19 protein-coding genes and 1 tRNA gene are annotated in these 23,831 nt (G+C 62.7%); 16 read left to right on the top strand and 4 right to left on the bottom strand.

Features of this window, described 5'->3' with window-relative positions; genetic code table 11:
* Positions 1 to 183: 183 nt before the first annotated feature.
* From carB to D1Y85_RS25440, 3 genes are all read left to right on the top strand, one after another.
* Positions 184 to 3,438 carry a carbamoyl-phosphate synthase large subunit gene (gene carB / locus D1Y85_RS25450; protein ID WP_124153845.1) on the top strand — a complete coding sequence of 1,085 codons (3,255 nt, stop codon included), beginning with the start codon at positions 184 to 186 and terminating at the stop codon, positions 3,436 to 3,438.
* Between the two features lie 184 nt (positions 3,439 to 3,622).
* Positions 3,623 to 4,099 carry a transcription elongation factor GreA gene (gene greA, locus D1Y85_RS25445; RefSeq protein ID WP_124153844.1) on the top strand — a complete coding sequence of 159 codons (477 nt, stop codon included), beginning with the start codon at positions 3,623 to 3,625 and terminating at the stop codon, positions 4,097 to 4,099.
* Positions 4,100 to 4,160: 61 nt separating this feature from the next.
* Positions 4,161 to 4,601, top strand: coding sequence for a DUF4149 domain-containing protein (locus D1Y85_RS25440; protein ID WP_124153867.1), 441 nt, complete (start codon positions 4,161 to 4,163; stop codon positions 4,599 to 4,601).
* Positions 4,602 to 4,718: 117 nt separating this feature from the next.
* Here D1Y85_RS25440 and D1Y85_RS25435 read toward each other — a convergent pair whose 3' ends face one another.
* The gene (locus D1Y85_RS25435) at positions 4,719 to 5,264 is read right to left on the bottom strand and encodes a YhbY family RNA-binding protein (RefSeq protein ID WP_124153843.1); all 546 of its coding nucleotides are present in this window, start codon (positions 5,262 to 5,264) and stop codon (positions 4,719 to 4,721) included.
* A 228-nt stretch (positions 5,265 to 5,492) separates the two neighbouring features.
* Between D1Y85_RS25435 and D1Y85_RS25430 the strand changes: the two genes are divergently transcribed.
* The 11 genes from D1Y85_RS25430 to phoR all read left to right on the top strand — a co-directional run bounded on the left by D1Y85_RS25430 (position 5,493) and on the right by phoR (position 17,884).
* A complete protein-coding gene (locus D1Y85_RS25430) occupies positions 5,493 to 6,155 on the top strand; it encodes an RlmE family RNA methyltransferase (RefSeq protein ID WP_124153842.1) in 663 nt (220 codons plus the stop codon).
* A 211-nt stretch (positions 6,156 to 6,366) separates the two neighbouring features.
* Entirely contained in the window at positions 6,367 to 8,256 is a 1,890-nt protein-coding gene (ftsH, locus tag D1Y85_RS25425) for an ATP-dependent zinc metalloprotease FtsH (protein ID WP_124153841.1), read from the top strand.
* Positions 8,257 to 8,449: 193 nt separating this feature from the next.
* Positions 8,450 to 9,277: a dihydropteroate synthase gene (gene folP / locus D1Y85_RS25420; protein ID WP_124153866.1), complete on the top strand. Its 828-nt coding sequence runs from the start codon at positions 8,450 to 8,452 to the stop codon at positions 9,275 to 9,277.
* A 29-nt stretch (positions 9,278 to 9,306) separates the two neighbouring features.
* Positions 9,307 to 10,659, top strand: a complete 1,353-nt coding sequence (gene glmM, locus D1Y85_RS25415) for a phosphoglucosamine mutase (RefSeq protein ID WP_124153840.1) — start codon at positions 9,307 to 9,309, stop codon at positions 10,657 to 10,659.
* Positions 10,660 to 11,021: 362 nt separating this feature from the next.
* Positions 11,022 to 12,053 carry a phosphate ABC transporter substrate-binding protein PstS gene (pstS, locus tag D1Y85_RS25405; protein ID WP_124153839.1) on the top strand — a complete coding sequence of 344 codons (1,032 nt, stop codon included), beginning with the start codon at positions 11,022 to 11,024 and terminating at the stop codon, positions 12,051 to 12,053.
* Positions 12,054 to 12,237: 184 nt separating this feature from the next.
* A complete protein-coding gene (pstC, locus tag D1Y85_RS25400; RefSeq protein ID WP_124153838.1) occupies positions 12,238 to 13,224 on the top strand; it encodes a phosphate ABC transporter permease PstC in 987 nt (328 codons plus the stop codon).
* Positions 13,221 to 14,117 (top strand): phosphate ABC transporter permease PstA, encoded by an 897-nt coding sequence (gene pstA, locus D1Y85_RS25395; protein WP_124153837.1) that lies wholly within the window; start codon positions 13,221 to 13,223, stop codon positions 14,115 to 14,117. Before pstC ends, pstA begins: the two co-directional genes overlap by 4 nt.
* A gap of 111 nt (positions 14,118 to 14,228) precedes the next feature.
* Complete coding sequence (pstB, locus tag D1Y85_RS25390) at positions 14,229 to 14,990, top strand: phosphate ABC transporter ATP-binding protein PstB (protein WP_425466985.1); 762 nt, start codon at positions 14,229 to 14,231, stop codon at positions 14,988 to 14,990.
* A gap of 19 nt (positions 14,991 to 15,009) precedes the next feature.
* On the top strand, positions 15,010 to 15,714 hold the full coding sequence (gene phoU / locus D1Y85_RS25385; protein ID WP_124153835.1) for a phosphate signaling complex protein PhoU: 705 nt from the start codon (positions 15,010 to 15,012) through the stop codon (positions 15,712 to 15,714).
* Positions 15,715 to 15,743: 29 nt separating this feature from the next.
* Entirely contained in the window at positions 15,744 to 16,445 is a 702-nt protein-coding gene (phoB, locus tag D1Y85_RS25380; protein ID WP_124153834.1) for a phosphate regulon transcriptional regulator PhoB, read from the top strand.
* A gap of 125 nt (positions 16,446 to 16,570) precedes the next feature.
* A complete protein-coding gene (gene phoR, locus D1Y85_RS25375; RefSeq protein ID WP_124153833.1) occupies positions 16,571 to 17,884 on the top strand; it encodes a phosphate regulon sensor histidine kinase PhoR in 1,314 nt (437 codons plus the stop codon).
* 115 nt (positions 17,885 to 17,999) lie between these two features.
* Here the strand turns inward: phoR and ppk1 are convergent, their stop codons facing one another.
* Positions 18,000 to 20,063 (bottom strand): polyphosphate kinase 1, encoded by a 2,064-nt coding sequence (ppk1, locus tag D1Y85_RS25370; RefSeq protein ID WP_124153832.1) that lies wholly within the window; start codon positions 20,061 to 20,063, stop codon positions 18,000 to 18,002.
* A 202-nt stretch (positions 20,064 to 20,265) separates the two neighbouring features.
* On the opposite strand from ppk1, the gene ppx reads away from it, so the two are divergent.
* A complete protein-coding gene (gene ppx, locus D1Y85_RS25365; RefSeq protein WP_185219127.1) occupies positions 20,266 to 21,858 on the top strand; it encodes an exopolyphosphatase in 1,593 nt (530 codons plus the stop codon).
* 84 nt (positions 21,859 to 21,942) lie between these two features.
* Here the strand turns inward: ppx and D1Y85_RS25360 are convergent, their stop codons facing one another.
* On the bottom strand, positions 21,943 to 22,761 hold the full coding sequence (locus D1Y85_RS25360) for a GNAT family N-acetyltransferase (protein WP_124153831.1): 819 nt from the start codon (positions 22,759 to 22,761) through the stop codon (positions 21,943 to 21,945).
* A 178-nt stretch (positions 22,762 to 22,939) separates the two neighbouring features.
* Positions 22,940 to 23,404 carry a phosphohistidine phosphatase SixA gene (gene sixA, locus D1Y85_RS25355; RefSeq protein WP_124153830.1) on the bottom strand — a complete coding sequence of 155 codons (465 nt, stop codon included), beginning with the start codon at positions 23,402 to 23,404 and terminating at the stop codon, positions 22,940 to 22,942.
* Between the two features lie 121 nt (positions 23,405 to 23,525).
* Between sixA and D1Y85_RS25350 the strand changes: the two genes are divergently transcribed.
* A tRNA-Pro gene (locus D1Y85_RS25350) sits at positions 23,526 to 23,602 on the top strand.
* The last annotated feature ends 229 nt before the right edge of the window (positions 23,603 to 23,831 follow it).

The following is a 23,831-nucleotide window of genomic DNA, read 5'->3' as shown; positions in this document are numbered from 1 at the left end:
CGCGGCGCAGAACAGCAGGACGAGCAGGAAAGGGCGCGCAGCGAGCCGTGCGGGTGCAGTAACAGCGGCCCACGCGCGCGTCCGGCGGTGAGCAGTGAAGGGGTGAAGTGCGCAACTGGCGCGGTTAGTGATCACCCTGTCGCCCACCGGACACAAGACACAGGAATATTTAGCGAGAGCGTTATGCCCAAGCGGACAGACATCAAGAGCATTCTCATCATCGGCGCGGGTCCGATCATCATCGGCCAGGCGTGCGAGTTCGATTATTCGGGCGCGCAGGCGTGCAAGGCGCTGCGTGAAGAGGGCTACAAGGTCATCCTCGTCAACAGCAATCCGGCGACGATCATGACCGACCCGAACACGGCCGACGTCACCTACATCGAGCCGATCACGTGGGAAGTGGTGGAGCGCATCATCGCGAAGGAGCGCCCCGACGCGATCCTGCCGACGATGGGCGGCCAGACCGCGTTGAACTGCGCGCTCGACCTGCATCACCACGGCGTGCTGACGAAGTACAACGTCGAACTGATCGGTGCATCGCCGGAAGCAATCGACAAGGCTGAAGACCGCCAGAAGTTCAAGGACGCGATGACGAAGATCGGCCTGGGCTCGGCGAAGTCGGGTGTCGCGCACTCGATGGAAGAAGCGCTCAAGGTCCACGCCGAAATCGCGGTGGCGACCGGCACGGGCGGCTATCCGGTCGTGATCCGTCCGTCGTTCACGCTCGGCGGTTCGGGCGGCGGCATCGCGTACAACCGTGAGGAATTCGAAGAGATCTGCAAGCGCGGTCTCGACCTCTCGCCCACGCGCGAATTGCTGATCGAAGAGTCGCTGCTCGGCTGGAAGGAGTACGAGATGGAAGTGGTCCGCGACAAGGCGGACAACTGCATCATCGTGTGCTCGATCGAAAATCTTGACCCGATGGGCATCCACACCGGCGACTCGATCACCGTGGCGCCCGCGCAGACCCTGACCGACAAGGAATACCAGATCCTGCGTGACGCATCGCTCGCCGTGCTGCGCGAGATCGGCGTCGACACCGGCGGTTCGAACGTGCAGTTCTCGATCGATCCGCGCACGGGCCGCATGATCGTGATCGAGATGAACCCGCGCGTGTCGCGTTCGTCGGCGCTCGCATCGAAGGCCACTGGCTTCCCGATCGCGAAGGTCGCGGCGAAGCTGGCCGTCGGCTATACGCTCGACGAACTGAAGAACGAAATCACGGGCGGCCAGACCCCGGCGTCGTTCGAGCCGACGATCGACTACGTAGTCACGAAGATCCCGCGTTTCGCGTTCGAAAAGTTCCGCGAAGCCGACTCGCGCCTCACGACGCAGATGAAGTCGGTGGGCGAGGTCATGGCGATCGGCCGCACGTTCCAGGAGTCGTTCCAGAAGGCGCTGCGCGGTCTCGAAGTGGGCGTGGACGGTCTCGATGAAAAGACCACCAGCCGCGACGAGATCATCCGCGAGATCGGCGAAGCCGGTCCGGACCGCATCTGGTACGTGGGCGACGCGTTCCGCCTCGGCATGACGCGCGAAGAGATCTTCGAGGAAACGGCGATCGACCCGTGGTTCCTCGCGCAGATCGAAGAGATCATCAAGAAGGAAGCGGCCATGAAGGGCCGCACGCTCGCGAGCCTGTCGAAGGACGAGCTGCGCTATCTGAAGCAGAGCGGCTTCTCGGATCGTCGTCTCGCGAAGCTGCTCGGCAGCAACGCCACCGATGTCCGCAAGCGTCGTATCGAACTGAACGTTCGCCCGGTCTACAAGCGCGTGGACACCTGCGCGGCCGAGTTCGCGACGAAGACCGCCTACATGTACTCGACCTATGAGGACGAGTGCGAGGCGAACCCGACGAACAACAAAAAGATCATGGTGCTCGGCGGCGGCCCGAACCGGATCGGCCAGGGTATCGAGTTCGACTACTGCTGCGTGCACGCTGCCCTCGCGATGCGCGAAGACGGCTACGAAACGATCATGGTCAACTGCAACCCCGAGACCGTTTCGACCGACTACGACACGTCCGATCGTCTGTACTTCGAGCCGGTCACGCTCGAAGACGTGCTCGAAATCGTCGACCTCGAAAAGCCGGTGGGCGTGATCGTGCAGTACGGCGGCCAGACGCCGCTCAAGCTGGCACTCGATCTCGAAGCGAACGGTGTGCCGATCGTCGGCACGTCGCCGGACATGATCGACGCCGCCGAAGACCGCGAGCGCTTCCAGAAGCTGCTGCAGGGCCTCGGCCTGCGCCAGCCGCCGAACCGCACTGCGCGCGCCGAAGACGAAGCGCTCAAGCTCGCCGACGAAATCGGTTACCCGCTCGTCGTGCGTCCGTCGTACGTGCTGGGCGGTCGCGCCATGGAGATCGTCCATGAGCCGCGTGACCTCGAACGCTACATGCGCGAAGCCGTGAAGGTCAGCAACGATTCGCCGGTGCTGCTCGACCGCTTCCTGAACGACGCAATCGAATGCGACGTGGACTGCATTTCCGACGGTGACGCGGTGTTCATCGGCGGCGTGATGGAACACATCGAGCAGGCGGGCGTGCACTCGGGCGACTCTGCGTGCTCACTGCCTCCGTACTCGCTGTCGAAGGAAACCGTCGCCGAACTCAAGCTTCAGACCGCCGCCATGGCCAAGGCCCTGAACGTGGTTGGACTGATGAACGTGCAGTTCGCGATCCAGCAGGTTCCGCAGGATGACGGTTCGAAGAAGGACGTCATCTACGTGCTCGAAGTGAATCCGCGCGCTTCGCGTACGGTGCCGTACGTGTCAAAGGCCACGAGCCTGCCGCTCGCGAAGATCGCGGCGCGTGCAATGGTCGGGCAGAAGCTGGCGCAGCAGGGCGTGACGAAGGAAGTCGAGCCGCCGTACTTCAGCGTGAAGGAAGCGGTGTTCCCGTTCATCAAGTTCCCGACCGTCGATCCGGTGCTCGGACCCGAAATGCGCTCGACGGGCGAAGTGATGGGTGTGGGGCAGACGTTCGGCGAAGCGCTCTTCAAGTCGCAGCTTGCTGCCGGCTCGCGCCTCCCGGAATCGGGCACCGTGTTCATCACCGTGATGGACGCCGACAAGCCGAAGGCCGTTGAAGTCGCACGCATGCTGCACGAACTCGGTTACGGACTTGTCGCGACGCGCGGCACGGCCGCCGCGATCGAGGCGGCCGGCGTACCGGTGAAGGTCGTCAACAAGGTGAAGGACGGCCGTCCGCACGTGGTCGACATGATCAAGAACGGCGAAATTTCGCTCGTTTTCACGACCGTGGACGAGACACGCGCGGCGATCGCCGATTCGCGTTCGATCCGCATGAGCGCACAGGCCAACAAGGTCACCTACTACACGACGATGTCGGGTGCGCGGGCCGCCGTCGAGGGTCTGCGCTACCTGAAGAACCTGGAAGTCTATGATTTACAAGGACTCCACGCTCGCCTAAACTAAGGGTTCGACTAACTGTCTAATCCCTAACGAGGCGGGTATTCCCGCTAGCTGCCGCGGTTAAGCGGCGTCCCACAGGGTTCGAAGTCCGGCGCGTTTCATCGGCGCCGGCGCCCTCCCGGGATGCACTTAACCGCGGTGATTTTTTTTATGGCCTGCATGGCCATTTGGGCTAATTGAGTTGTCTATGAGCACGATTCCCCTGACCCGGCGCGGCGCAGATCAATTGCGTGAAGAACTGCAGCGGCTGAAATCCGTCGAGCGGCCGGCGGTCATCAATTCCATCTCTGAAGCGCGTGCGCAGGGTGACCTGTCGGAAAACGCGGAATACGACGCCGCGAAGGAAAAGCAGGGTTTTATCGAAGGCCGCATCGCAGAAATCGAGTCGAAGCTCGCAGCGGCGCAGGTTATCGACCCCGCCACGCTGGAAGCGGACGGCCGCATCGTGTTTGGCACGACAGTCGACCTCGAAGACCTCGAATCGGGCAAGACGGTCACTTATCAGATCGTCGGCGACGACGAGGCCGATCTCGAACACGGTCTGATTTCCGTCAGCTCGCCGATTGCGCGCGCGCTGATCGGCAAGTCGGAGGGCGACGTCGCCGCGGTGCAGGCACCGAGCGGCGTGCGCGAGTACGAGGTTATTGACGTTCGGTACGTTTAACGGGTCCGTCGAAGTGAATCCAGTCTCCCCGCTTGCGCACAGACTTTTCAGCCTGCTGGCCATGCTGTGGGTGGGTAGCCAGCTGACGGTCGGCTATGTGGTCGCGCCGGTGCTGTTTGCCTCGCTTGAGCGCACGACGGCCGGTTCGATTGCCGCGCGGCTCTTCCACATCGTTGGATGGGGCGGCCTCGCGTGTGGCGTGTTGATGCTCGTGCTGTCCAACGTGCTCGCGCGGAGTGGCGCCGGACAGTACCGACGTTTGCGCTGGCTCGTGCTGGGAATGGTGTTGTGTGTGCTGATCGGTTATTTCGCCCTGCAGCCGTCCATGAACGCACTTCGCATGCAGGCGATGAACGCCGGTATGGACATTGCGGCTTCGCCGTACGCGAGTCATTTCGGCATGCTGCACGGCGTGTCGAGCGTGTTTTATCTGATTGGGAGTTCGCTGGGCATCGCGCTCGTGTGGTTGCTGTCCACCGCATGGCCGCCGCGCGCGGCGTAGCGTCGCAGGGTGCACCGCGCTGAAGCGCGGGCCTATCTGCCGCAAATCCGCTTTTTTTCCAGTTGAAACGGGAGATGTGCGCCGCGGGCAGGGCCGGGCGGCGCACCATAGCGGCGCTTACTTCGAGCCTTGATGAGCGCGCTTGCTGCCCGTCTGGCGCTTTTTAGCGCGCTTGATGTTGCCGCCTTGCGTGACACGCTCGTTACCCTTGACGACCAGCGCTTGCGGCTTCGGACGGCGCATCGGGTTTTCGCTCGGCTTGACGACCTTGACGACGCGCGGTGCCGCGCCGCGCTTGCCGGCTTCGCCCGCGCTCGGCACGTCGCCTGCCGGACGCCTGACCGTGCCGCGAGCACCGGCGCGTGCAGTCGTGGTCTTCGGCGCGACTTCTTCGGGCTTCCAGATCACGAGCAATTTGCCGATGTGCTGAATCGGCGCGGCATTCAGGCGGTCGCAGATCTCTTCATAGATGGCGACCCGTTCCTCGCGCTCGTCACCGAACACGCGCACCTTGATGAGCTGGTGCGCGCCGAGGTGAACCTTGATTTCCTTGAGGACGGCGTCGGTCAAGCCCTCTGCGCCGATGAGCACAACCGGCTTGAGCGCATGAGCGGCGGAGCGCAGTTCGGAGCGCTGTTCGGCAGTAAGAGTAAGGGCGGGCATGGAGTATGAAGAGTCGACTAGAATGACGGCGCCCAGCGGGCCGGAATGAGCGTATTTGACAGCTCACCCGTCGCACAGCGCATCGGAACAACGGAAAAAACCGTGAGGAACGGCAAAACGCGAGGCGCGAGCCGGCGTAAATGAGCCGGACGGGCCCTGACGGCCGCACGAATAAAGCGCGTATTATCCGCTAAAAGCGCGCAATGACGCAGCAAGAGTTCACCTTTAATGGCAAAAAATCGCTTCAACCAGTCGTGGCTGCACGACCATATTAACGATCCGTACGTGAAAATGGCGCAGCGGGAGGGCTATCGCGCCCGCGCTGCGTACAAGCTTAAGGAAATCGACGAGCAGGACAAGCTGATCCGCCCTGGCATGGTGATCGTGGATCTTGGTGCGGCGCCGGGCAGCTGGAGCCAGTACGTGCGCAACAAGCTCACACAGGGCACGAAGCGCGACGCCGAGCGGCAGGGTGGCATCGACGGCACGATCATCGCCCTCGATCTGCTGCCCATGGAGCCGATCGCCGACGTTCAGTTCATCCAGGGCGACTTCCGCGAGGACGACGTGCTCGCGCAACTCGAAGAACGAGTGGGCGGCCGTCCGGTCGATCTTGTAATTTCGGACATGGCACCCAATCTGTCGGGCGTGTCGTCAGCGGACGCTGCGCGGATTGAACACGTGTGCGATCTCGCACTCGAGTTCTCGCAGAATCATCTGAAACCCGATGGCGCCCTTTTAGTAAAATGCTTTCACGGCAGTGGTTACAGCCAGATCGTCGAGAAATTCAAGCATCAGTTCAAAGTTGTGGCTGCCCGCAAGCCGAAGGCTTCGCGGGACAAATCGGCCGAAACGTTTATATTGGGTAAACAGCTGAAGCGGCCGCGTTGAGGCGGCGATCGGTTCCGGTGTACGCAGGGCAGGGTAAAGAATTGCAGGCAGAGGATGCCGAAAGGCCGCTGGAAGGGCCTTCTGATAAGGCCCCGAGGCTATTCCCGCGGTAGAGATTGATTATGGCGGGTGCCTGCGTACTGGATTAGAATGCTTTGGTGGTGTCGCAAGGCAAATGTAGGCGCCCGTCTATGAGTGAAGGAGTGGTGCTTTGAACAACAACATGTTTTCGAAGGCAGCAGTGTGGCTGGTTATCGCACTGGTGCTGTTTACGGTGTTCAAGCAGTTCGACAAGCCCCGTGTCCAGGAAGGCGTCTCGTATTCGCAGTTCATGGACGATGCGCGGAACGGCAAGGTCAAGAGCGTCGTGGTGCAGGGGCGGAACCTCACGGTCACTCCCGCGGATGGCCAGAAATACCAGATTGTGTCGCCCGGCGACATCTGGATGGTCGGCGACCTGATGAAATACGGCGTTCAGGTGAGCGGCAAGGCTGACGAAGAGCCGAACGCGCTTGTTTCCGCGCTGTACTACCTCGGGCCGACGATACTCATCATCGTGTTCTGGTTCTACATGATGAGACAGATGCAGGGGGGCGGCAAAGGCGGGGCGTTCTCCTTTGGTAAATCGCGCGCCCGCTTGATCGACGAGAATAACAACGCGGTCAACTTCTCCGACGTCGCGGGCTGCGACGAAGCCAAGGAAGAGGTCTCCGAACTCGTCGACTTCCTGCGCGATCCGCAAAAATTCCAGAAGCTCGGTGGGCGCATCCCGCGCGGCGTGCTGCTCGTCGGCCCTCCGGGTACCGGCAAGACGCTGCTTGCGCGCGCAATCGCCGGAGAGGCGAAGGTGCCTTTCTTCAGCATTTCGGGTTCGGACTTCGTTGAAATGTTCGTCGGCGTGGGCGCGGCCCGCGTGCGCGATATGTTCGAGCAGGCCAAGAAGCATGCGCCTTGCATCGTGTTCATCGACGAAATCGACGCGGTCGGCCGCCATCGCGGCGCCGGCATGGGCGGCGGCAACGACGAGCGCGAGCAGACGCTGAATCAGATGCTTGTTGAGATGGACGGCTTCGAGGCGAACTCGGGTGTGATCGTGATCGCGGCGACGAACCGTTCGGACGTGCTGGACAAGGCGCTTCTGCGTCCGGGCCGTTTCGACCGCCAGGTCTACGTGGGCTTGCCGGACATCCGCGGCCGCGAGCAGATCATGAAGGTGCACCTGCGCAAGGTGCCGATCGCCAACGACGTCGACGCAGCGGTGATCGCGCGTGGCACGCCTGGCTTCTCGGGCGCCGATCTGGCGAACCTCGTGAACGAAGCAGCGCTCTTTGCAGCGCGTCGCGGCAAGCGCATCGTCGAGATGCAGGATTTCGAGGACGCGAAGGACAAGATCTTCATGGGTCCGGAGCGCAAGTCGGCGGTCATTCGCGAAGAAGCGAAGCGCGCCACGGCGTACCACGAGTCGGGCCACGCCGTGATCGCGAAGCTGTTGCCGAAGGCCGATCCGGTCCACAAGGTTACGATCATTCCGCGCGGCCGCGCGCTGGGCGTGACCTGGCAGTTGCCGGAGCACGACAACGAAACGTACTCGAAGGATTATCTGCTCGACCGTCTGGCCATCCTGTTCGGCGGCCGTGTTGCAGAAGAACTGTTCCTGAACCTCATCAGTACTGGGGCATCTGACGACTTCAACAAGGCGACGCAGACGGCTCGCGCGATGGTGGCACGCTTCGGCATGACCGATGCGCTCGGGCCGATGGTCTACGTGGAAGACGACGATGGCAGCAGTCCGTTTGGCAAGGGCTTCACGCGCGCCATTTCGGAAGCGACGCAGCAGAAGGTCGATGCGGAAATCCGCCGCGTGCTCGATGAGCAGTACAACCTCGCGAAGCGCATGCTCGACGAGAATCGCGACAAGGTCGAGGCGATGACCGCCGCGCTGATGGAGTGGGAAACGATCGACGCCGACCAGATCAACGACATCATGGAAGGTCGTCCGCCTCGTACGCCCAAGAGCACGCCGCCGGCGGGTGACGCGTCATCGTCGGGGGGCAGCGCGGGCACTGAGGTGAAACCTGGCAGCGCGACTGCGCCGGCCTGAACGCCTTTGTCCTGAATCAAATCAAGTTGCGGGCCGGTGTGAGTTCACATCGGCCCGCCTCCATTTCTGGCGACGGTTTTTCGTTACACTTCTGACCTTGTTTCACGTGCCCAATTCGATCTCGCAGGGTAATCTGCTTTCACAGCCGCTACAGTGCGGTCGTTTCACGCTGACGTTCGAGCGCCCGCTGGTCATGGGCATCCTGAACATCACGCCCGATTCGTTTTCCGACGGCGGCCGCTATGCCGATTTTGGCGATGCGCTGCGGCGCGCCGAGCAGATGCTGCTCGACGGCGCGGACATCCTCGATATCGGCGGCGAGTCTACGCGGCCCGGCGCGCCGCCAGTGCCGGTCGACGAAGAACTGGAGCGCGTGCTGCCGCTTATCGAGCAGTTGCGCGAGGCGAACGTCCCGTTGTCGGTCGATACGTACAAACCGGAGGTCATGCGCCATTCGATCGCGGCCGGCGCGGACATGGTCAACGACATCTGGGGCTTCCGGATGCCCGGCGCGATCGACGCTGTGCGCTCGAGCCATTGCGGGTTGTGCGTGATGCATATGCTCGGCGAGCCGCAGACGATGCAGCTAGGCACACCGGATTACACCGACGTGGTGGGCGAGGTGCGGGCATTTCTCGCTGCGCGCGTCGCGGAGCTCGAAGCTGCAGGCGTGGCGCGTGCGCGTATTAGCGTCGATCCCGGTTTCGGCTTCGGCAAGGCCGTGATCGAGCATAACTACGCGCTGCTCGCCCATCTGGCCGAGACGGCGCCGCACGTACCGCAAGGCGTCGCGCCGTATCCGGTGCTGGCGGGCATGTCACGCAAGTCGATGCTCGGTGCGCTCGTGAACCGGCCCGCGCCGGAGCGTGTCGCCGCGAGCGTGGCCGCCGCTGTGTGCGCCGTGGAGCGGGGCGCCGCGATCATTCGCGTGCACGATGTTGCACAGACCGTGGATGCCCTGAAAATATGGGGCGCCGTGCGCGACGCTGCACGCAGTGAGGCGGCTTCAGCGCAAGACTGAACAGAATATTCCAGGAAAGGAATCGAAAGATGGGTCGTCGTTATTTCGGAACGGATGGGGTTCGCGGCAAGGTTGGCTCGGCGCCGATCACGCCGGATTTCGTGCTGCGCCTCGGTTACGCGGCCGGTAAGGTCCTTGCGGGCTCCGCAGCGGCTTCGGGCCCGCGCCCCGCGGTGCTCATCGGTAAGGACACGCGCATCTCCGGCTACATGCTGGAAGCGGCGCTGGAAGCCGGGCTTTCGGCGGCCGGTATCGACGTCATGCTGGCGGGCCCGATGACCACGCCCGGCATCGCCTACCTCACGCGCGCGTTGCGGCTTGCCGCGGGTGTCGTGATCAGTGCGTCGCACAACCCGTTTTACGACAACGGGATCAAGTTTTTTTCAGCCGACGGCAACAAGCTGCCCGACGAGGTCGAAACGCAGATCGAGGAACAACTGGAGCTGGCGCTCGACTGCGCGCCGTCCGAGCAACTCGGTCGTGCACGGCGTCTCGATGACGCGCGCGGCCGCTACATCGAGTTCTGCAAGAGCACGTTCCCGCAGCCGTACAATCTGCGCGGGCTGAAGCTCGTCGTCGATTGCGCCAATGGCGCTGCTTACGATATCGCGCCGCATGTGTTTCATGAACTGGGTGCGGATGTGGTTCCGATCGGCGTTTCGCCGAACGGTTTCAACATCAACGACGGCGTCGGCGCGACCGCGCCGGACGCGCTCGTGCGCGCCGTGCGGGCGAATCACGCCGATCTCGGCATCGCGCTCGACGGCGACGCCGACCGCCTGCAGGTCGTCGACGCGCAAGGCCGCCTCTTCAACGGCGATGAACTGCTTTACGTCCTCGTGAAGGACCGTATCGCGACCGAGGGGACGGTGGACGGCGCGGTCGGTACGCTGATGACGAACCTTGCGGTCGAGCAGGCCATCGAGCGTCTCGGCGTGAAGTTCACGCGCGCGGCCGTTGGCGACCGTTATGTGCTCGAACAGCTGCGCGAGCACGGCTGGGTGCTCGGCGCCGAGGGCTCCGGACACATCCTTTCGCTCGACCGGCACACCACCGGCGACGGCATCGTCTCGGCGCTGCTCGTGCTCGCGGCGATGAAGCGCAGCGGGCTCACGCTTGCCGAACTGCTCGACGGCGTGACGCTGTTCCCGCAGAAGTTGATCAACGTGCGCATCGCGCGGGGTGCCGACTGGAAGGGCCAACCGGCCATCCAGCAGGCGATCGCCAAAGCCGAGGCGGAACTCAAGGGCAAGGGCCGCGTGCTGATTCGCGCCTCGGGCACGGAGCCGGTGCTGCGCGTGATGGTCGAGGCCCGCGAAGAGCGCGATGCCGTTCACCACGCAGAAGCAATCGCCGAAACCGTCACACGATCGATCGCCTGAGTCGGCCCAGAGGCGAGCCCTGGCGTGCAGGTCTTGCCTGTGTTGAACTGAACCGCTCCAGCGTTTCGAGGGGTTCTTCAGTTCCCTTTCCGCATCCTTTCGAAGGTGTCAAGGCGCGGTCCCTCCGGACCGCGCTTTTCACGCCGTCTGAATCCTGTCGCGCCCTCCTGAACGTTTAGCAAACGCTTGCCACGCGAGCCGCAACGGCTATGAAGCAAGCGCATCGTTCATTCATTCTCGCCAGCCTTTCAGCTGTAATCGCACTGTCACGGCTGATTCATGAATGGTCACGGTACTGTCACAAAGAGCCCCTAAGCTTCGCGGTGTCGTTAAACGGCATACACCCTGGACCTGGAGGCCACATGAAATTGATGCACACCGTGCTCGCTGGCGTTGCTGGCACGCTCTTCGCGATCGCAGCGCAAGCCGCCGACATCACTGGAGCGGGCAGCACCTTCGCAGCACCGATCTACACGAAATGGGCAGATGCCTATCAAAAGTCGGGCGGCGGCAAGGTGAACTATCAAGGTATCGGCTCGTCGGGCGGTATCAAGCAGATCGTCGCCAAGACGGTTGACTTCGCGGGCTCCGATGCTCCGCTGAAGGACGACGAACTGGCAAAGCAAGGTCTCTTCCAGTTCCCGACGGTGGTCGGTGGCGTGGTGCCGGCAATCAACGTGCCGGGCGTGAAGGCGGGGGAACTCGTGCTGTCGGGCGAAGTGCTCGGCGACATCTATCTCGGCAAGATCAAGAAGTGGAATGATCCGGCCATCGTCGCCTTGAACCCGAAGGTCAAGCTGCCGGACCTCGACATCGCCGTGGTTCGCCGCGCCGATGGTTCCGGCACCAGCTTCATCTGGACGAACTATCTCTCGAAGGTCAACCCCGAGTGGAAGAGCAAGGTTGGCGAAGGCACGACCGTGAGCTGGCCGACCGGCACGGGTGGTAAGGGCAACGACGGTGTCGCAGCCTTCGTGCAGCGTCTGCCGGGCGCGATCGGCTACGTCGAGTGGGCATACGCCAAGCAAAACCACATGGTCTACACTGCCATGAAGAATGAGTCGGGCGCTGTTGTTCAGCCGGACACCGACACGTTCAAGGCCGCCGCTGCCGGCGCAGACTGGAAGAAGTCGTTCTACCAGATCCTGACGAACGAGCCGGGCAAGCAGGCATGGCCGGTCGTCGGTGCGACCTTCGTGTTGCTGCACACCGCGCAGGACAAGGCGGACGAGGGCAAGGAAACGCTGAAGTTCTTCGACTGGGCATTCAAGAATGGCAGCGCTGCAGCTGACAATCTCGACTACATCACGCTGCCGCCGGCAGTCGTGAGCGAAATCAAGACGCAGTGGAAAGAGAAGGTGAAGGACGCCGCTGGTAAGCCGATCGCAGAATAAGAAAGGCTGAAACGAGGAAAACGGGGCCGTCGCGCGTTCAGCGCACGGCCCGTTCGTTCGTTAGTTAGTGTGAGATCCGCCGCCCGTCGTTCGGTTGCAAGACCGGCAGGCGGGCGGTTTGCAGTCTCAGACTGCATGACCGCCGCGCGCCCCTGGGGCGAACGGCATCTGGAAACTGGTCACCATGTCCGACGCCCCGCTCGTATCGAATCCGCCCGGCAGCGAAGCGCAGCAGAAAGCGCCCAGCCCGGCAGGCGACGTCATTTTCGGCAGCCTCACGCGCCTTGCCGCCATCGTCACGTTGCTGCTGCTCGGCGGCATCATCGTGTCGCTGATCGTCGAATCGATGCCGTCGATCCAGAAGTTCGGCCTCGCATTCCTCTGGACTGCCGACTGGGATCCGCCCAGTGATCAGTTCGGCGCGCTCGTGCCCATCTATGGCACGGTCGCCACCTCGATCATCGCACTCATCATCGCTGTGCCTGTGAGCTTCGGCATTGCGCTCTTTCTCACCGAGCTTTCGCCGGCGTGGTTGCGTCGTCCGCTCGGCATCGCCATCGAATTGCTGGCTGCGATTCCATCGATCGTGTACGGCATGTGGGGCTTGCTCGTGTTCGCGCCGATCTTCGCGCAGTGGTTCCAGAAGCCGCTGCAGGCGGTGCTAGGCGGCATGCCGATCATCGGCGCGCTGGTGGCGGGGCCGCCGATCGGTATCGGCATCCTCTGCGCGGGCGTGATTCTCGCGATCATGATCATTCCATACATTGCGTCGGTCATGCGCGACGTGTTCGAAGTCACGCCCGTGCTGCTCAAGGAGTCGGCCTACGGCATCGGCTGCACGACGTGGGAAGTCATGTGGAAAATCGTTCTGCCGTTCACGAAGACCGGTGTGATCGGCGGCATCATGCTCGGCCTCGGTCGCGCGCTCGGTGAGACGATGGCCGTCACGTTCGTGATCGGCAATACGAACCTGCTCGACAACGTTTCGCTCTTCTCGCCCGGTAACAGCATTACCTCGGCGCTCGCCAACGAGTTCGCCGAAGCAAGCCCGGGCCTGCACACCGCCGCACTGATGGAACTCGGCCTTATCCTGTTCGTGATCACGTTCATCGTGCTTTCGATCTCGAAGCTGCTCCTCCTGCGCCTCGAAAAATCGGAGGGCGCACGATGAGCGAGCCGCTGATGAAAATTCCAGGCGCCATTTATGGCCCCGAACTGGAAAAGATGCGCGGCAGGCTGCAGCACCGCCGCCGCGTGACCAATGCGATTGCCCTGACGCTGTCGCTCGCCGCGATGGCGTTCGGTCTCCTCTGGCTCGTGTGGATTCTCTATACGACGCTTTCGCTCGGTCTCGGCGGTCTCTCGGTGGAACTGTTCACGCAGTCGACGCCGCCGCCCAATACCGACGGCGGCGGTCTCGCCAACGCGATCGTCGGCAGCCTGATGCTCGTCGGTGTTGCGACGTTCGTCGGGACGCCGATCGGCATCATGGCGGGCATCTATCTCGCGGAATACGGCCAGCGTTCCTGGCTCGCATCCGTGACGCGTTTTATCAACGACATCCTGCTGTCGGCGCCGTCGATCGTCGTGGGCTTGTTCGTCTACGCGCTCATCGTCGCCCATATGGGGCACTTCAGCGGCTGGGCGGGCGCAATTGCACTCGCGCTCCTGCAGATTCCGATCGTGATCCGTACGACCGAGAACATGCTGAAGCTCGTGCCGAACGCGCTGCGCGAAGCGGCCATTGCGCTCGGCACACCGAAATGGAGGATGATCCTGGCGATCACGCTGAAGGCATCGGTGGCGGGCATCGTGACGGGTGTGCTGCTCGCGATTGCCCGTATCGCAGGCGAGACGGCGCCGCTGCTTTTCACGGCGCTCTCGAATCAGTTTTTCACGGTGGACATGAATCAACCGATCGGGAACCTCCCGGTCACGATCTTCAAGTTTGCGATGAGCCCGTTTGCGCAGTGGCAGTCGCTTGCGTGGGCCGGTGTTTTCCTGATCACGCTGGGCGTGCTGGGGTTGAACATCCTCGCGCGCACGGTATTTTCGAATAAGTAAGGGCGGAGTCATTCGATGAACATGGCAGAAAGTCAAATCAACTCGGCCGGCCGCGCATCGTCTGCCCCGGGTTTTCAACCTGCGGATCCCGCCCTCGGTACTAACGCGCAAATGCTCGGTACGCCGAAGATTGAAGTGAAGGATCTGAACTTCTTCTACGGCAAGTACCACGCCCTGAAGAACATCAACCTGCACATTCCCGAAGGCAAGGTGACGGCCTTCATCGGCCCGTCGGGCTGTGGCAAGTCCACGCTGCTGCGTACGTTCAACAAGATGTACGCGCTCTATCCGGAGCAGCGCGCCGAAGGCCAGATTGTCATGGACGGCGAAAACCTGCTGACCTCGAAGCGCGACATTTCGCTTTTGCGCGCGCGCATCGGCATGGTGTTCCAGAAGCCGACCCCGTTCCCGATGTCGATTTATGACAACATCGCGTTCGGTGTGAAAATGTTCGAAAAGCTGTCGCGGCCGGAAATGGACGACCGCGTCGAGTGGGCGCTCACGAAGGCCGCGCTCTGGAACGAGGTGAAGGACAAGCTCGGCCAGAGTGGCTACGGGCTTTCTGGCGGCCAGCAGCAACGTCTGTGCATTGCGCGCGGCATTGCAATCCGTCCGGAAGTGCTGCTGCTCGACGAGCCGTGCTCGGCGCTCGACCCGATTTCGACGGGCCGCATCGAAGAGCTGATCGCGGAACTCAAGAGCGACTACACGGTGGTGATCGTTACCCACAACATGCAGCAGGCTGCGCGTTGCTCGGACTACACTGCGTATATGTATCTCGGCGAGCTGATCGAATTCGGCGACACCGAGAAGATCTTCATCAAGCCGGTCCGCAAGGAAACGGAAGACTACATCACCGGCCGCTTCGGCTGATTGTTGCAGGGAGCCCGACATGTCCGACAAGCATCTGTCCAGCCAGTTCGACGCCGATCTGAATCTCGTGTCGTCGAAGGTCCTCGAAATGGGTGGCGTCATCGAATCGCAGATCATCACGGCGATGCAGGCGTTGAACGATTTCGACGGCGCTGCCGCCGATCGCGTGATCGCCACCGAAGACCGCGTCAACACGATGGAAGTCGAGATCGATGAGGAGTGCAGCAACATCATTGCGCGTCGCCAGCCGGCCGCGCGCGATCTGCGCCTCCTGCTCGCGATTTCGAAGACCATTACGAACCTCGAGCGCGCCGGCGACGAAGCCGAAAAAATCGCCAAGCGCACGAAGCGCCTGATGGAGGACGGCGCGTCGCGCAGTGTAAACATCGCCGAGATCAAGGTCTCGGGCGAGATGGCCGTCTCGATCCTGCGCCGCGCGCTCGATGCCTTCGCGCGTCTCGACACCGTGGCCGCCGCGCAGATCGTGCGCGACGACAAGGCGATCGATGAAGAATTCCGCGCATTCGTTCGCAAGCTCGTGACGTACATGATGGAAGACCCGCGCACGATTTCGGTCGGGCTCGACTATCTGTTCATCGCGAAGGCGATCGAGCGGATCGGCGACCATGCGAAGAACATCGCCGAGTTCATCATTTACATCGTGAAGGGCACCGATGTACGCCACAAGTCGCGCGACGCGCTCGAACGCGAAGCGCTGAGCTAATTACCCGCTTATAAGATCAAGAGGTGCCGATGCCTAGCAGCATTCTCGTCATCGAAGACGAGCCCGCCATCTCCGAGCTGATTTCGGTGAATCTGCAGCACGCCGGCCATTGTCCGATCCGCGCGTACAACGCGGAGCAGGCGCAGAATCTCATCAGCGATGTGCTGCCCGATCTCATCCTGCTCGACTGGATGCTGCCGGGCAAGTCGGGTGTCTCGTTCGCGCGCGATCTGCGCAACAACGAGCGCACGAAGCATATTCCGATCATCATGCTGACCGCCCGCGGTGACGAGCAGGACAAGGTGCTCGGCCTCGAAATCGGCGCGGATGATTACGTGACGAAGCCGTTTTCGCCGAAGGAGCTGATGGCGCGCATCAAGGCGGTGCTGCGCCGCCGTGCGCCGCAGCTCACCGAGGACGTCGTCGCGATCAACGGTCTCAGGCTCGATCCCGCCACGCACCGCGTGGCCGCGCATGCGGAAGGAAACGAGATCAAGCTCGACCTCGGCCCGACCGAGTTCCGCCTGCTGCACTTCTTCATGACCCACCCGGAGCGCGTGCACAGCCGCACGCAACTGCTAGATCAGGTCTGGGGGGATCACGTGTTCGTCGAAGAGCGGACCGTGGATGTGCACATCAAGCGTCTGCGCGCCGCGCTTAAGCCGGCGGGGTGCGATGCTATGATCGAAACCGTGCGCGGTAGCGGCTATCGTCTCGCCAGGAGCGCCTGACGCACCGTTGCACTCAAGCGCGCCGCATGCCGCGGCGTGCCCCCGCGGATTCCGGGCCACCCGTGGGTCGCTAACAGGTCCATGTCGCGCCTGGTTCGGACGGGTTATCTTCGACAAGCAGGAACATGAACATCATCTGGGCGCGCTCCATTGTTTCGCTTGTTCTGCTCGGGCTCGCGTGCGCGGCAATCGGTGCGCTGTTCGGCGTGAAGTTTGCGCTGGCGGTGGCTGTCTGCATACTGCTCGTGCAGCTCTTCTTCAGTACGTTTCACAAGCAGCGCCTGTGGCATCTGCTCGATGCGCCGGTCTACGGCGAGGTACCGAGCGCTCCCGGCGTGTGGGGCGAAATCTACTATCGTCTGCATAAGCTTGCGAAGCGCTGGCACGCCCAGGTGCGCCAGGTCGAGCAGCAGCATTCGCGTTTCATCCAGGCGATCCAGGCGTCACCCAACGGCGTCGCGATGCTCGACGATCACGACCAGATCGAGTGGTGCAACGCGATTTCCGAACAGCACTTCGGGCTCGACGCGAAGCGCGATTTGCGCCAGCACATCACGCACCTCGTGCGCCAGCCGGACTTCGTGCGCTACCTGAATTCGAACCGTTACGAAGAGATGCTGATCATGCGTGGCATGGGCAGCAACCGGCAGAACGTCATTTCGGTTCAGGTGTTTCCGTACGGCGACAACCGCAAGCTCGTGCTGACGCAGGACATCACCGAACTCGAGCGAACCGACGCCATGCGCCGTGACTTCGTCGCGAACGTCTCGCACGAACTGAAGACACCGCTCACAGTGCTGTCGGGTTTTCTGGAGACGATGCGAGAACTGCCGCTGTCCGAAAGCGAGCGCGCACGCTACCTCGAACTGATGGAGCAGCAGGCCGCCCGCATGCGCCACATCGTGACGGACCTGCTGGTGCTCGCGCAGCTCGAAGGCGAGGCGCGAGTCCAGAGCAACCAGATGGTCGATATGCGCGCGGTGCTGTGTCACGTGCGCGAAGACGCGGAGAGTCTCTCCGGCGGACATCATCACATCACGGCGGATTTTGACGACAGCCTGAGCGTGACCGGCTCGGAAACCGAGGTGTTGAGCGCGCTCGGCAATCTTGCGACCAATGCAGTGCGCTACACGCCCGAGGGCGGGACGGTGCATCTGTCGTGGCGCGCTGAAAACAATTGCGCGGTGTTCTCGGTGACGGACAGCGGGCTCGGCATTCCGGCGGTCGATATACCGCGGCTCACGGAGCGCTTCTATCGCGTGGATCGCAGCCGTTCGCGCGACACGGGTGGCACCGGCCTCGGCCTCGCGATCGTCAAGCACGTGCTGCAGCGCCACGATGCGGTGCTCGAAGTGAAGAGCGAGGAAGGGCGGGGCAGCACGTTCACGGTGCGTTTCCCGGCCGCGCGAACGGCGCGCCGGCAGCCGGCGCCGGCGTAATCGCCGACGGCCTGCGAGGGCAAGAAAAAGGCCGCGTGAATCCTACGCGGCCTTTTTGTTTGCTTCGAGCTTCGAGCTTCGAGCTTCGAGCGCCGCGCGAAGCGGCGCAGCGCTTTCACGGACAGAACTTCGACAGCAGGCTCAACTGTGCGTTACGCACCGCCTTGCCCGCGCGGCGCCGACGATAGTGGCCGTCGCTCTGCATGAGCCACGCCGCCTGATTGTCGCCGAGGAAGGTCGAGAGGCCTTCGGCGATCACGCGACGCTTGAGGCGCCGGTCGTCGATCGGGAAGGCCACCTCGACGCGCCGGAACAGGTTGCGGTCCATCCAGTCGGCGCTCGACAGATAGACTTTTTCCTCGCCGCCCGCATAGAAGTAGTAGATCCGGTGATGCTCGAGGAAGCGGCCGACGATCGAGCGCACCGTGATGTTCTCGGAGAGCCCTGGCACGCCCGGCTGCAGCGAGCAGACGCCGCGCACGATCAGATCAATTTTCACGCCGGCCTGCGACGCCTCGTAAAGCTCGTCGATCACGGTGGGTTCGAGCAAAGCGTTCATCTTCACGACGATGCGCGCCTTCTTGCCGGCGCGCGCAGCTTCGGCTTCGGCCCGGATCGACTCGATGACCTTCGGGTGCAGCGTGAACGGCGACTGCCACAGTTCGTGCAGTTGCAGTTCGCCGCCGATACCGGTCAACTGCTGGAATACGTGATGCACGTCTTCGCAGATCCTCGGCTTGGACGTCATCAACCCGAAGTCGCTATAGAGACGCGCGGTGCGCGGGTGATAGTTGCCCGTGCCGAGGTGGACATAGCGGCGCAGCACTGTGCGACCGTTCATCGGCACGCGGCGCACGATCAGCATCATCTTCGCGTGGCACTTGTGGCCGACCACGCCGTAGACCACGTGCGCGCCCACCGCTTCGAGCTGCGCGGCCCAGTTGATGTTCGTTTCTTCGTCGAAGCGCGCGAGCAGTTCCACCACCACGGTGACTTCCTTGCCGTTGCGCGCGGCCTGCATGAGCGCGTCCATCAGCGGCGAATCGGTGCCCGTGCGGTAGATGGTCTGCTTGATTGCGACGACGCTCGGATCATTCGCGGCCTGCAGGAGCAGTTCCAGCACAGGCTGGAAGCTCTCGTAAGGGTGGTGCAGCAGTACGTCGCCCTGATCGATCACGTCGAACATATTGCTGCCCGCTGCGACGCGCGCCGGAATGGCCGGGACGTGCGGCACGAATTTCAGCTCGGGGCGGTCCACCATCTCGGGCAACTGCATGAGACGCACGAGATTCACGGGGCCGTCGACGTAATAGCAGTCCTTATCGCCGAGCGCGCTCTCGTCGAGCAGACGCTTCACGATATGCGCCGGCGTCTCGGCGGACACTTCGAGCCGCACCGCGTTGCCGAGGTGTCGCGCCGGCAACTCACCCTGCAGCGCAACACGCAGGTTCGTGATTTCGTCCTCGTCGACGAAGAGCTCGCTGTTTCGCGTGATACGGAACTGGTTGCAGCTGCGCACGACGAGGTTTGGAAACAGCTCGCCGACAAAGCGCTGCAACAGCGCCCCCAGCAGCACGAAGCCATGCTGGAAGCCTGACAACTCCTGCGGCATGCGAACGAGTCGCGGCAGCGCACGCGGGGCCTGGACGATACCCATGACGGCCTGCCGGCCGAAGGCATCCTTGCCCTCGAGTTCGACGACAAAATTCAGGCTCTTGTTGAGCACGCGCGGGAACGGGTGCGCGGGATCGAGTCCGATTGGCGTGAGGACCGGCAGCAGCTCGTCGAGGAAGTACTTGCGCGCCCAGGCGGTCTGGGCCTCGTTCCAGTCGTCGGTACCGTGGAAAAAGATGTCTTCCTGTTCGAGGGCGGGCAGCACGGTCTCGTGCAGCATGCTGTACTGGCGGTGCACGAGGCGCTGCGCGCGCTCGACCACGAGGTCGTAGACGTGCTGTAGCGACATGCCGTCGGGTGAGAGCGCACCAGGGTTATCACGCATCTGTTCCTGAAGCCCGGCCATGCGGATTTCAAAGAATTCGTCGAGATTGCTGCTGGTAATGCAAATGAAGCGCAGACGTTCGAGCAGCGGGACGGCGGGGTCAGCCGCCTGCGCGAGCACGCGCTCGTTGAATCCCAGAATGCCCAGCTCGCGATTGAGTAAAGGGTAGCGGATGGACATCGGCGATGAAAACTGAATGTCAGGGTGTGTTTCGAACGGACGCTCGGAAATTCGCACAGTATGATGAAATTATTGTGACATTCGGTGTGTCATTAATTCTACGCTCCATTATCACGAAAACGACAACTCTCGCCGCGATCATGCACAGTGGTTCAAGGTGACGCGCGTGAGGAGCGACATCGTGAAAGCGGGTGCGCTTAAAATGACACATTTCAACAGCGCGGCCGCCGCCCGGATGGCAGCGCTCGCCCGCATGGAGCCTGCTCCCTCGATGCTCACCAATCCGCACCTGATTGCCGCCGTCGATCTCGGATCGAACAGCTTTCGTCTTATCGTCGGCCGGGTCGAGGAGACCGAGGCCGGTAGCCAGATCTATCCGGTTGACGCGCTGCGCGAGCCGGTACGCCTTGCCGCGGGCCTTTCAAAAGACAAAATGCTCGACCGCGCCTCGCAGGTACGCGGCTGGGACGCACTCAGACGATTCGGCGAACGCCTTCGCGATTTCCATCCCGATCACGTGCGTGCGGTCGCGACGAACGCACTGCGCGTCGCGAAGAATGCGCGTGAATTTCTCGGCGAGGCCGAAGCCGCGCTCGGTTTCCCGATCGAAGTCATCGCCGGACGCGAAGAGGCGCGCCTCATTTACGCGGGCGCCGCCCACTCGGTGCCGGCGAGCGCGGGCAAGCGGCTCGTCGTCGATATCGGCGGCGGCTCGACGGAGTTCATTATTGGCGCGCATTACACGCCGATCCGTATGGAAAGCCTGTATATCGGCTGTGTGAGCCACAGCCGCCAGTTTTTTCCCGCAGGCAACGTCGACGAGTACACGATGCGCCAGGCGGAACTCGCGGCCACGCGCGAAATCCAGATTATTTCCTCCGACTATCACAAGACCGGCTGGGAACAGGTGATCGGTTCGTCGGGCACGGCGCGCGCGCTTGCGGAACTCGTCGAGGCGAACGGGTTCAACGATTCGGGCGTCACGCACGGCATCACGCGCGGCGGGCTCGAACGGCTCAAGCGGGCCCTGATCAAGGCTGAGAACGTGAATCGCCTGAAGCTCGTCGCGCTCAAGCCGGACCGTGTGCCGGTGCTCGCGGGCGGCCTCTCGATCATGATCGCGGTGTTCGACGAGCTGGGTATCGACTACGCCGACACCACCGACGCCGCGCTGCGCCTCGGCGTTCTGTACGACCTGCTCGGGCGTTCGCAGCACGAGGACATGCGCACGGTCACCGTCGAGGGCTTCATGCGCCGCTATGGCGTCGATCGTGCGCAGGCGGGGCGGATCGGCGAGCTGGCCATGGGGTTCTACGACCAACTCTGCGCATCCGGGGAAGAGCGCGACGAAGAACGCCGCGAGGAAAACCGCATGTTCCTCGGCTGGGCGGCGTCGCTGCACGAGATCGGGCTTTCGATCTCGCACAGCGCCTATCACAAGCATTCGGCCTATATCGCGAGCAACGCCGACATGCCGGGTTTCTCGCGCACCGACCAGTCGCGGCTCGCCGCGCTCGTGCTCGGTCACGTCGGCAAACTCGGGAAGCTCTCGCAGGCGCGCGACGTCGAATGGCCGCTACTGTTCTGCCTGCGCCTAGCAGGACTGCTTAGCCGCCGCCGCGCCGACATTGGCCTGCCCGCGATTTCAGTCGCGCACGAGAGTAGCGGCTACGAAGTGCGCCTGCCGAACGCGTGGGTCCAGAATAATCCGCTCACCGACTACAACCTCATTCAGGAGGCGGCGGAGTGGGGGAAAGTCGGCATTCCATATCGTGTGGTTTATTCGGATGACTGAATGATGGTGGAATTGCCACGGTAGCTCAAAACAAAACGCCCGGCTGTTCGCCGGGCGTTTTGTTTTGCGTGCTTCGTCGGGGGCTTAGCGCGCGACGGCGTCGCCGAGGAAGTGACGCGCGTAGCGCTCGTTGATCTCGGAGAGACGGAACAGCGTGAGGAAATCGGCGGTATTGAAATCGGGATCCCAGGCGGGCGCGCCGCAAATCTTCGCGCCGAGACGCAGATAGCCCTTGACGAGCGGCGGCGGCACGGCGGGAGCGCCGGTGCGCAGTTCTTCGACGGGCAGAGGCGTGTGCGGGAACGCGCGATATTCGGGCGCCGTGAGCGCATTCGCGCCGAGCGATGCATAGAGGTTCGCCGCGTAGTGGCCGCCATCGGCCATGGACACGCTCGCGCAGCCGAGCATCGTTTCGTAGCCGTTGTACGTCATGTACGAACCGAGCCCACCCCACAGCGACATGATCACCGAGCCACTGCGGAAATCGGGATGTACACACGAGCGGCCCACTTCGACCATCTTCGGACGCAGATGCGCGAGGCGCGAAACGTCAAATTCGCTCTCGGCGTAGAGGCGGCCGATGCGCAGTGCCTCGTGCGGCGGCAACACGCGATAGGTGCCGACGACCTTGAGCGTATCGAGGTCGCGCACGAGCAAGTGATCGCAGTAGCCGTCGAACGCATCGACATCGAGGCCCGCGGGGCCGGTGAGACGCGCGCCCATTTCTTCGGCGAACACGCGGTGGCGCAGGCGCTGCGCCTCGCGCAGCTCTTCGTCGCTGCGCGCCCAGGTCACCTGCAGGCGATGCTGCGCGGTGATCGTTTCTTCGGCACGCGGTAGACGCCGGTTCGACTCGAACGATTTCGAGGCGAGCGGCAGGGTGTGCGTCGGCAGATCTCGCATGGTGCGTCCTGGTCGGATAGTAATGAAACTTTTCCGGCCAATGTAGTAACGGCTCGTTACATTACCATGGCAACGCAATGACGATTCGGTGACGTGACGTAAGGTGTACGTAGGACAAGGTTGTGCGGATGAGCGCACTGGGGTGGCGTGATTTGCGCAGACGCCGGAGCGGAAGGTATCAGGCGAGATCGGGTGTGATCGCAGCGTGGAGTACGGCCTGCCCGTTACCGTTGCGATCGCGGCTGGCGATCCATACGAGCGCGCCTTTCTTCAGCGCCCAACTGCGCTGATCGTGGCCACTCGACAGGAGCTGCGCGGCGATTTCGCCGAGCACGGGCTGGTGGCCGACGACTACCACAGTCGGCGCGACGCCACCCGGCCAGCCGACGGCTTTGAGAACGTCGTCGACGCTCGCGTTGGGGGCGAGTTCGCGCACGACGCGGTACTGGTCGGTGAGTGTTTCGACGGTCTGGATTGTGCGGGTGGCCGGGCTTGCGAGAATGAGAGCGTCATCGGGCAGGCGCGCACGCAGCCACTTCGCGACGTTCTGCGCCTGCTTGCGCCCGCGTGTGGTGAGCTGGCGGGCGAGGTCGCTGGCGGCCATCTCTTCGGCTTCGGCGTGGCGCCAGAGGATGAGGTCCATCTATGTCTCCTTCAATGGGGGCGGCGGGTCCTCGCATGGTGCACGCGCGGGCTGTTCACAGCAAGGCGCGGTGGCCCGATTTGACGGAAGCGGGTGTCAACCGATATAATCATTGATTCGTCGGAGCGTAGCGCAGCCTGGTAGCGCATCTGATTTGGGATCAGAGGGTCGTAGGTTCGAATCCTATCGCTCCGACCAATGAAATCAAGGACTTACGGTGTCAAGCCGTAAGTCCTTTTTCTTTTTCTGCCCTCAGTTACCGTCGTGTTACCGGAAAAAGGTTGTAGCGTCGCGCGCAATTTGGCACCGTTTAGCGCATGATTTGGCACTTTGGACCGGCCAGAGTTTCATAGACACTCACGAGCCGTTCAGCGCATAGCGCCTTTCAAGCTCTACAGGCGAAAGATCGCCGGCGGAACCATGTCGG

The organism is Paraburkholderia dinghuensis (genome assembly GCF_003837865.1).
In the GTDB taxonomy this organism is placed as follows: Bacteria; Pseudomonadota; Gammaproteobacteria; order Burkholderiales; family Burkholderiaceae; genus Paraburkholderia; species Paraburkholderia dinghuensis.
Note: the sequence above shows the minus strand (reverse complement) of the source record. Positions and strands in the feature narration are given on the sequence as shown.